Raw genomic sequence first — 9,664 nt, 5'->3', positions numbered from 1 at the left:
TTGAGCACCGCCAGGAAGGCCACCATGATTTCCGCGCAACGCGGCATGGCGATGGCCACCCGCACTTCCGGGCCGACGCCCAGCTCGATCAGCTTGTGCGCCAGCTGGTTGGCCTGAATGTCCAGCTCGCGATAGCTCAGGCGCTGTTCGGCGAACAACACCGCCGGCGCCTCCGGCGCCCTGGCCGCCTGGTCGGCGAACAGCTGGTGGACAAAACGCTGGGTGGGATAGACCACATCAGTGTGATCCCAGTCCTGGCGAATCCGCCCCTGCTCCTCCCGGCCCAGCATCGGCAACTCGCCAATCGCCTGTTGCGGTTCGAGCATGCCTTGCAGCAGGTTGCGCCAGTGATCGGCGAAACCCTCGATGGTCGACACCTCGAACAACTCAGCGGCATAGATGAACGACGCGTTGATTCCGGCGTCGGTTTCCAGGGTTTCCAGGGTCAGGTCGAATTGCGCGGTACCGCCCTGCAGGACCATTTCCTCGGCCTGCAGGCCCGGCAGGCTGGCGCCGTCGGCGCTTTCCCCGGCAATGCTCAGGTGGTTGTACATCACCTGGAACAGCGGGTTCTGGTCCAGTGCGCGCTGGGGCTTGAGCGCATCCACCAGGCGATCGAACGGCAGGTCCTGATGGGCCTGGGCAGCCAGGGCCGTGGCCTTGACCTGACGCAGCAACTGCCCCACCGCCAGGTTCGGCGCCAGGTCGACACGCATCACCAGGGTGTTGACGAAGAAGCCCATCACGCCTTCCATTTCCTGGTGCCGACGGTTACTGACCGGCACGCCGATACGGATATCGGGCTGATCGCAATAGCGGTGCAGCAACAGGGCGAACGAACCGAGGAACAGCTGGAACAGGGTCATGTCATGCTCGCGCGCCAGGCGCCGCAGGCCCTGTTCCAGGTCCAGCGGCAGGCGCAAACCCAGGCGCTCCTGGCGATGGCTCACCAGGGCCTGGCGCGGATGGTCCACCGGCAGTTCCAGCACCGGGTGCTCCAGCCCCAGCTGCTCGCGCCAGTAATCCAGTTGCCGCTGCTGCTCGCCCTGCTCGAGCCAGGCCCGGTGCCAGCTGGCGTAGTCGGCGTACTGCACGCTCAGCTCATCGAACCGCGGCGCCTGCCCCTGGATGAACCCCCGGTAGAGGGCGACGAATTCCCGGGCCAGCACACTCATGGAGGCGCCATCGGAAATGATGTGGTGCAGGGTCACCACCAGCAGGCAGTCCTGCTCGGCGATCTGCAGCACCCGGGCCCGGCACAGGGGGCCGTGCTCCAGGTCGAACAGCACCTGGGTTTCTTCCAGGGCCCTGGCCTCGACCGCCTCGCGGGACAGGTCCGGGGCCAGGCGCTCCCAGGCCAGGGTAATTTCACCCTGGGGGTGCACTACCTGGCACAGACTGTCCCGGTGCTGGGCAAAGGTGGTGCGGAAGGCTTCATGGCGTCGGGCCAGGGCGTCGAAGCTGTGCTGCAGCGCCTGCCGGTCCAGCGCCCCCTGGAGCCGGACCACGATCGGCGTGTGGTAGGCGGTGCTCTGGGGATGCATCTGCCAGAACAGCCACTGCCGCTGCTGGGCATGGGAAGCCGGCAATGGCTCGTCGCGCCCTAGCGCCTCGATCAGCGACAGCGAACCCGTGCCGGCGCAAGCCTGCACCTGCTCGACAAACTCATCCAGGCGCGCGGTCTCGAACAGCACCCGCAGCGGCACCTCCGCCGCCAGCAGCCGGCGGACCCGGGAAATGATCTGGGTGGCCAGCAACGAATGCCCGCCCAGGGCGAAGAAGTTGTCGCTCAGGCCCACCCGCTCGACCTTGAGCACGTCCTGCCAGATCGCCGCGATGCCCCGCTGCAGCTCGCTGACCGGCGCGACATACGCCGCCACCGGCGCCTGCTGCTGCAACGGAGGCAAGGCCCGCAGGTCGAGCTTGCCGTTGGCGGTCAACGGCATGCCTTCCAGGGCCACGAAATGCATCGGCAGCATGTAGTCGGGCAACGCCACCGCCAGCTGCCGGCGAATCTCCTGCCAGGCCGCTTCCGGCCCCTGGACACTGGCCTTGGCCAGCACCACATAAGCCGCCACTTGCGGCTCATCCGCCACGCTGACCACCTGGGCCACGGCATCCTCGACCTGCGGCAACTGCTTGAGCGCCGCGGTGATTTCCCCCAGTTCGATGCGGTAGCCGCGAATCTTCACCTGGTGATCGATGCGCCCCAGGTAATCGATGACCCCGCCATCGAGGTAGCGCGCCAGGTCACCGGTGCGGTACAGCCGCTGCCCGTCGGCGCTGAAGGGGTCGGGAACGAAACGCTCGGCGGTCAAGGCCGGCCGGCGGTGGTAGCCCCGCGCCAGGCCGGCGCCCCCCAGGTACAGCTCGGCCGGGGTGCCGGGCGCCACGGGCTGCAACGAGGCATCCAGCACCCGGGCGCGAACGTTGGCCAGCGGCTGGCCCAGGGGCACCACCGCCAGGGCCTGATCCACGGCGGCGGCGGCCAGGGTCAGGGCGCCGACCGTGGTTTCCGTCGGGCCGTAGTGGTTGAACACCGCGCACTGCGGCGCCAGCGCCGCGATCTTTCTGACCAGCGCCGCCGGGCAGGCTTCGCCACCCAGCACCAGGCACTGCCTTGGCAGGGAACGGGCCGGCTCCGCGCCGCTCATCAGCGCCTGCAAATGCGAAGGGACGATCTTCAGCACATCGATTTGCCGGGCGTCCAGGTAGGCCGAAAAGGCCTCGGCATCCAGGCCGGTATCCAGGTCGATCACATGCAGGCAACTGCCGGAGCACAGGGCGCCAAACAGCGTGGTATGCCCCAGGTCGGCGGCAATGGTGGAGACCACCGCCATGTTGCGCGCGCCCCCCAGCGGCAGGCGCGCCAGGATCGCCTGCACGTAGTTGGCCAGGGCTGCGTGGGTGATGGTGACGCCCTTGGCGGCCCCGGTGGAACCGGAGGTGTAGATCGAATAGGCCAGGTGCCCGGCCTCGACCCGCGGCAGTGGCGCCTGCGGGCCGGTGGCCGGCGCCCAGCTGTCCGGCTGGTCCAGCAACAGCACGCTGACCTGGGCCGCCAGCGGCAGCCGCGCCTGCACCGCGGTCTCGCTCAGCAGCAGGGTAACGCCGCTGTCTTGCAGCATGTAGCGCAAGCGTTGCTCGGGGTACTGGGCATCCAGCGGCACATAGGCACCGCCGGCCTTGAGCACCGCCAGCAAGCCCACCACCATCTCCAGGGAGCGCTCCACGGCGACCCCCACCAGCCCCTCGGGGCCCACGCCACGCAGTACCAGGGCCGCAGCCAGGCGCGCAGCGCGCTGATCCAGCTGGCGGTAACTCAGGCACTGCTCGCCGAACACCAGGGCCGGGGCCTCGGGCCGTACGCGCACCTGCTCGGCGAACAGCTCGAGCACCGAAACAGCGGCAAACGCCTCATGCGCACCGACGCCCTGGGCCAGGGTGGCCTGGCGTTGCTCGGGGCTGAGCAGCGGCAGCTCGGCGATCGCCGACCGCGGCTCACGCACCATCGCCCACAGCAGGTTCTGCCAGTGGCCGGCCATGCGCTCGACGGTCTGCTCCTCGAACAACTGGCAGTCGTAGGTGAAGGCGGCCTGCAGCCGGCCACCGCGCTCGAAGGTGTCCAGGGTCAGGTCGAACTGCACCGTGCGCTCGTTGCGCGCCAGGGCCTGCACCTCAAGACCGGAGCGGCTGCGCAGGGTGGTCAGCTCGGTGACCTGCGGCTGGTGGTTGTAGAGCACCTGGAACAGCGGGCTGTGGCTCAGGCTGCGCTCGAGTTGCAGGGCCTCCACCAGCCGCTCGAAAGGCAGCTCCTGATGGGCCTGCGCGCCCAGGGTGGTCTCGCGGATATCCGCCAGCAGTTGCTCCACCGTCAAGTGCGGGCTCAACTCGCTGCGCAGCACCTGGGTGTTGACGAAGAAGCCGATCAGCCCTTCGGCTTCCTGGCGCGTGCGGTTGGCGATAGGCACGCCCACGCGGATATCCTGCTGGCCGCTGTAGCGCGCCAGCAGCAGCTTGAAACCGGCCAGCAGCACAGCGAACAGGGTCACCCCCTGCTGTCGCGCCAGGGCACCCAGTTGCTGGGCCAGGTCCGGCGCCAGCTCGAAGTCCAGGCGCCGCCCCTGGCGGCTGGAATGGGCCTGGCGCGGATGATCGGTGGGCAACCTGAGCACCGGATGCTCGTCCCCGAGCTTGGCCCGCCAGTACGCCAGCTGCCGCTCCTGCTCCCCCGCCTCCAGCCAGCTGCGCTGCCACAGGGCGTAGTCGCGGTATTGGATCGGCAGGGCCGGCGCACTCGGCGCCGCGCCCTGGAGCAGCGCGTCGTAGGCTTGCAGGAACTCCTCGATCAGCACGCCCATGGACCAGCCGTCGGCGACGATATGGTGCAAGGTCAGCAGCATGACGTGCTCCTGCTCCCCCAATCCCAGCACACAGACCCGCAACAGCGGCCCCTGCTGCAGATCGAAGGGCCGGCGCGCCTCGGCGTCAGCCCGCTGCCGCACGCTGGCTTCGCGCAGCGCAGGGTCAAGGTCGCTCAGGTCCTGGTAATCGATGCTCACCTGGGTCGTCAGGATGACCTGCCGCGGCTCGTCCTGCTCCAGGCGGAACACCGTGCGCAGGCTTTCATGGCGCTCCAGCAGCCAGTCGAAGGCCCGGGCCAGCACCGCCCGATCCAGCGGCCCGCTCAGGCGTACCGCGTTGGGCAGGTTGTAGGCCGCGCTCTGCGGGTCCAGTTGCCAGAGAAACCACATGCGCTGCTGCGCGTAGGACAACGCCTGGCGGTCAGGCACTGCGACCCCCGCGGGAATAGGCAGCAGAGAGAAGTCGACGCCTTCCTTGTCCAGAGCCTTCAAGAACAGCCGGCGCTTTTCCAGCGGCAGTTCAATGAATCTACGGGCGAGCTTCAAGGAGTCTTCGGCATTCATCGGGGGTCATCCGTACTTGCGTGTGGGGTATCGAGCATTGGCTCGGTCATCCCTACGGAACGGATGAAGGCCCGGGAAAATTAACCCCGCGCGCCACGCCGGCCGCCAACCCCAGGGCCGCGCAGGACAGGCCGGCCAGCGGCCCCGACGGTAAATCGGACCCGCCCCCCTTCGTTCCTTGCTTATCCCCCCTTGCAACAGGTACCCGCCCATGTCCTCCGCTCAATCGCTGACCGACATCCTCACCCAAGGCTTGCGCAAACTGACGGGCATCGACCGGCCCAGACCCAAGGGCTACCGGGTGATCAACGTCGAGCTCAAGCGGCGCATCGTCCTCAGCCCGTCCCTGGTGCGCCTGGTGTTCGCCGGCGAGGACATCGCCCAGGCCCGCACCCTGGCCCCGGACCAGCGCATCAAGCTGCTGTTCCCCGGCGCCGACGGCAGCGTCCCGCAACTGCCGGTGGAAGGTGACTGGCACGCCGCCCGGCGCAAGCTGCCGGCCGAGCAGCAGCCGCCGATGCGCACCTACACCATCCGCGCCCTGCGCCTGCTGCCGGCGGAGCTGGATGTGGACTTCGTGCTGCACGGGGTCAACGGCCCCGCGTCCGGCTGGGCCACCCACGCCCGGCCCGGCGACCGCCTGCAGATGGTGGTACCGAACAAGGCCTACAGCGGCGATCCCGGCGGTTATGAATGGATGCCGCCGGCAGATATCCGCAAAGTGCTGCTGATGGGCGATGAAACCGCCCTGCCGGCCATTGCCGGGATTCTCGAGGAGCTGCAGGAGTATCCGGATTACCCGGATGTGCAGGCGTTTATCGAAGTGCCCCACGAAAGCGACTGCATCGACTTGCGCTGCAACCCCCAGACCCGGCTCAACTGGCTGCCGCGGGACCTGTTGGGCGCCCAGCACGGCGAAACCCTGATCCATGCCGCCCGGGAGCTGGCCGAGCTGCCGCCGCCCCACACCGCGCACCGGCCGGTCAAGGTCCGCGAGGGCGACGAGGAACAACGCCCCTGGGAAACCGCCACGCCGGCCGACAACAGCTTCTACGCCTGGGTGGCCGGCGAGTCCGCCACGGTGATGAGCATCCGCCGCCACCTGATCAACGAACGCGGCCAGGAACGCCGCAACCTGACCCTGATGGGCTACTGGCGCCTGGGCACGTCGTTGGGCTGATACATCTGCCTGGACCTTGAGAACGCCGCGGCAGCGGCTACACCCACTCCTGTAGCCGCTGCCGAGCCCGCGAGGCTGCGATAAGGCCCGCAGGGCCTTGCTTGACGATCTTGCGGATGGGGCCACCGAGAACGCCGCGGCCGTGCCGGCCGATCGCAGCCTGCGGCAGCGGCTACAGGGCCGCCGCGGTTTCCGGTTGCAGGTGACGCCGACGATGCACCTCAAGGTGGCCCTTGATCAGGCTCAGGACCCTGGCTTCGTGTTCGTGGATGAAGAAGTGCCCGCCCGCCAGCATGTCCACGGAGAAGCTGCCCTGGGTCTCCTTCCTCCAGCCAATCAACTGTTCGGTGGTGGCCCGGTCGGCCTTGCCTCCCAGGACATGCACCGGGCAGTTCAGCAACGGTCGCTGCAGCGGGCGAAAACGGCCACACAGGAGAAAGTCGGCGCGCAGGATCGGCAGGGTCAGGTTCATCAATTCCTGGTTGGCCAATACCTCTTCGCTGGTGCCATTGAGGGTGCGCAACTGTTCGATCAGTTGTTCGTCCGTCTTGGGGTCGGCAAAACCCCGGTCGTAGTCGGTGCGCAGGGTCGGCGCCGCGGTCCCCGAAGCGAACAGCGCCACCGGTTCCGGACAACCCAGGGCCCGCAGGGCGTGGGCCAGCTCGCAGGCCAGCAGCGCCCCCAGGCTATGGCCGAACAAGGCATAGGGCGCACGCAGGCCCGCGCGAACTTCCACCGCCAGTTGCCGCGCCAGCTCGCGCATGTCGGTGGCCAGCGGCTCGGCATAACGGGCGCCCCGCCCCGGCAGTTCCACCGGCTGCAATTTCAGCCATTCGGGCAGCTTGCGCCGCCAGCGGCTGTAGACCATGGCGCTGGCTCCGGAATACGGCAGGCACAGCAACGTCAGCTGGGTCACGGTGTTCCCCTTGAAAAAAATGATGGTAAAGACTGGACGTGCCACCTGGCCGGCAAATTAGTGCGGCAGCCGGCCTGACGCCCATCTGTAGGAGCAGCCGGTCGACACTCGATTGCTCGCGATGGTCGTTAACGATACCGCGTCTTGCATTGGGTAAACGCGGTGTTCTCAGGTTCATCGCGAGCAAGCTTCGCTCCTACATTAGATCTCCTTCGTTTGACCGGTCGTCATTGAGTCAGTCGTCCCCATAAATTTCCCGATACAGCCTTCGTTCCCTGCTGCAGATCAGACCAACCAACAAGAGAGATCGCCGTGGACTTGCAGCCCCTTCTGTCAAAGCTGTTCGCCAATGCCGGTGCCGTGGGAATCGAAGGCACCTGTCAGTTCGTGTTCGGTCCACAGCTGGCATTCTGATCACAGGTCCAGGCGCACAGCCGCACCGAAGCCGGCCGGCGCCCGACGTCACCATCGAGGTCGGCCAGGCCGACTTTCTCGGGATCATGGGCGGCAGCGCCAACGTCGAGGAACTGTCCGCCAGCGGCCGCCTGAAGATCGGCGGCAACATGGGCCTGGCCACGCTGCTGCCGCAGATCATCGACCATGCCCGGCATGGCGGTGGCGCGCTGGAAAAGAAAGTCGAGATGAACACCCGCTAACCTACCCCGCCGCGCTACAGCGAGACAGTCTCGGCCGGCCTGCCGACCCAGTGCACGGTGGAACGGCGTCCGCGCAGCGGGCTGTCGGTGGAGGAGTTCAGGACGCGTTACCTGCCCCAGGGCATTCCCGTGGTGATCAGCGATGCCCTGCAGGACTGGCCGCTGTTCCAGCTCAGCCGCGAAGAATCGCTGGTGCACTTCGCCGAACTGCAAGGCATCACCCGCCACGGCGACTACGTGAAAAAGACCTTTTCCACCGAGCGCGATTTCCGCTCCACCTCCATGGCCGAGTTCATCGCCTCGCTGGACAACCCGGCGCCGAAAAACGCCGACGGCGAACCGCCCGCCTACATGGGCAACAACATCCTGTCGGCGCAGTTGCTGGAGCAGATCCAGTACCCGCCCTATTTCGACCGCTCGCTGCTCATCCCGCCGCGGATCTGGATCGGCCCCAAGGGCACCCTGACCCCGCTGCACCGCGACGACACCGATAACCTGTTCGCCCAGGTCTGGGGCCAGAAATCCTTCATCCTCGCCGCGCCCCATCACCGTGAGGCGCTGGGCACCTGGTCGACCGCGCCCCAGGGCGGGCTCGACGGTTGCGAGGTCAACCCGGACGCACCGGACTACCAGCGTTTTCCGGCCTCGCGGGACGTGACCTTCCTGCGGATCATCCTGGAAGCCGGCGACCTGCTGTTGCTGCCCGAGGGCTGGTTCCATCAGGTGCAGTCGGTGTCCACCTCGCTCTCGGTGATTTCTGGGTCAACTCCGGGCGCGGCTGGTAAGGCTCAGGCGACCGCCGGCTGGCTGCGGGTCAGCCGGCGACAGCTCTGCACCGCCGCTCCCAGCACCACCACCCCCGCCGCCTGCGCCACCCAGAAGCCGCTGCGCGCGCCAAAGGCATCCACCAGCCAGCCGGAACTGGCGGCGCCGATGGCCACGCCGATGCTGACCCCGGTGACCAGCCAGGTCAGGCCTTCGGTGAGCTTGGCCGGCGGCACGATGTTTTCCACCAGGGCCATGGCGACGATCAGGGTCGGGGCGAAGAACAGGCCGGAGACAAACACCGCCAGGGACAGGCCGAAGATATTGCTCGCCAGCAGCAATGGCAGGGTGGTCACGGCGGTGGCGATACCGCCGTACATGAACAGCCGCGGCAGCGGGATATTCAGTTTCAGCGCGCCGAAGGCGATGCCCGCCAGGCAGGAACCGATGGCGTACACCGACAGCACGATGCTCGCCGCCGCGGGTTGCCCCTGCTGCTGGGCGAACGCCACGCTGACCACATCCACCACGCCGACGATCATGCCCATGGCGATCATCAGCAGCACCAGCAGCTGCAACTCCAGCGAGCGGATGATCGACACGTCGTGCCGGGCCTCATGGGGATGCACCGGCGGCTCGGTCGCCCGTTGCGCCACCAGCGCGGTGACGCCGATCGCCAGCATCAGCAGCGCCGCCAGCGGCCCGGCCTCGGGGAAGGCCGCCACGCACAGCCCCACCGACAACGGCGGGCCGACGATAAAGCACACCTCATCGAGCACCGACTCCAGGGCATAGGCGGTCTGCAACTGTGGCTGGCCGCGATACAGCTCGGTCCAGCGGGCGCGGACCATGGCCGGCATGCTCGGCATGCAGCCGGCCAGGGCGGCGAACAGGAACAGCGTCCAGTGTGGCGTCTGCAAGCGGGTGCACAACAGCAACGCCAGCAGTGCCCCGCCGCCCACACCGGCGGCGATCGGCAGCACCCGGCCCTGGCCGAAGCGGTCGACCAGGCGCGACACCTGGGGCGCGCAGAAGGCCGTGGCCAGGGCGAAGGTCGCCGCCACCGCACCGGCCAGCGCGTAGCCGCCCTTGAGCTGGGCCAACATGGTGATCAGGCCGATGCCGGTCATCGACATCGGCATCCGCGCAATCATCCCCGCCACCACGAAAGCGCGACTGCCGGGGGCCTTGAACAGTTCGCGGTAAGGGTTTGCCATCG

At 67.8% G+C, this 9,664-nt stretch carries 5 protein-coding genes and 1 pseudogene; 3 read left to right on the top strand and 3 right to left on the bottom strand.

Going from position 1 to position 9,664, the window contains the following annotated elements; all coding sequences use genetic code 11:
• Window positions 1-4,928 (bottom strand): amino acid adenylation domain-containing protein (locus AC07PQ_RS30565; RefSeq protein ID WP_495072399.1); only part of this gene is annotated, 4,928 nt, incomplete at its 3' end.
• A 211-nt stretch (window positions 4,929-5,139) separates the two neighbouring features.
• Here AC07PQ_RS30565 and AC07PQ_RS30560 point away from each other — a divergent pair.
• The gene (locus AC07PQ_RS30560; RefSeq protein WP_007930120.1) at window positions 5,140-6,108 is read left to right on the top strand and encodes a siderophore-interacting protein; all 969 of its coding nucleotides are present in this window, start codon (window positions 5,140-5,142) and stop codon (window positions 6,106-6,108) included.
• A gap of 172 nt (window positions 6,109-6,280) precedes the next feature.
• Here AC07PQ_RS30560 and AC07PQ_RS30555 read toward each other — a convergent pair whose 3' ends face one another.
• Window positions 6,281-7,024, bottom strand: coding sequence for a thioesterase II family protein (locus AC07PQ_RS30555; RefSeq protein WP_493184295.1), 744 nt, complete (start codon window positions 7,022-7,024; stop codon window positions 6,281-6,283).
• 251 nt (window positions 7,025-7,275) lie between these two features.
• Between AC07PQ_RS30555 and AC07PQ_RS30550 the strand changes: the two genes are divergently transcribed.
• Window positions 7,276-7,680 carry an SCP2 sterol-binding domain-containing protein gene (locus AC07PQ_RS30550; RefSeq protein ID WP_493184847.1) on the top strand — a complete coding sequence of 135 codons (405 nt, stop codon included), beginning with the start codon at window positions 7,276-7,278 and terminating at the stop codon, window positions 7,678-7,680.
• A 57-nt stretch (window positions 7,681-7,737) separates the two neighbouring features.
• Window positions 7,738-8,367 (top strand): annotated as a pseudogene (locus AC07PQ_RS30545) (cupin-like domain-containing protein); the annotation flags it as partial.
• Between the two features lie 101 nt (window positions 8,368-8,468).
• Here AC07PQ_RS30545 and AC07PQ_RS30540 read toward each other — a convergent pair.
• Window positions 8,469-9,662: an MFS transporter gene (locus AC07PQ_RS30540; protein ID WP_493184294.1), complete on the bottom strand. Its 1,194-nt coding sequence runs from the start codon at window positions 9,660-9,662 to the stop codon at window positions 8,469-8,471.
• Window positions 9,663-9,664 lie beyond the last annotated feature (2 nt).

The organism is Pseudomonas sp. GW821-FHT09E12 (assembly GCF_059416085.1).
This window is presented reverse-complemented; position numbering and strand designations above follow the sequence as displayed.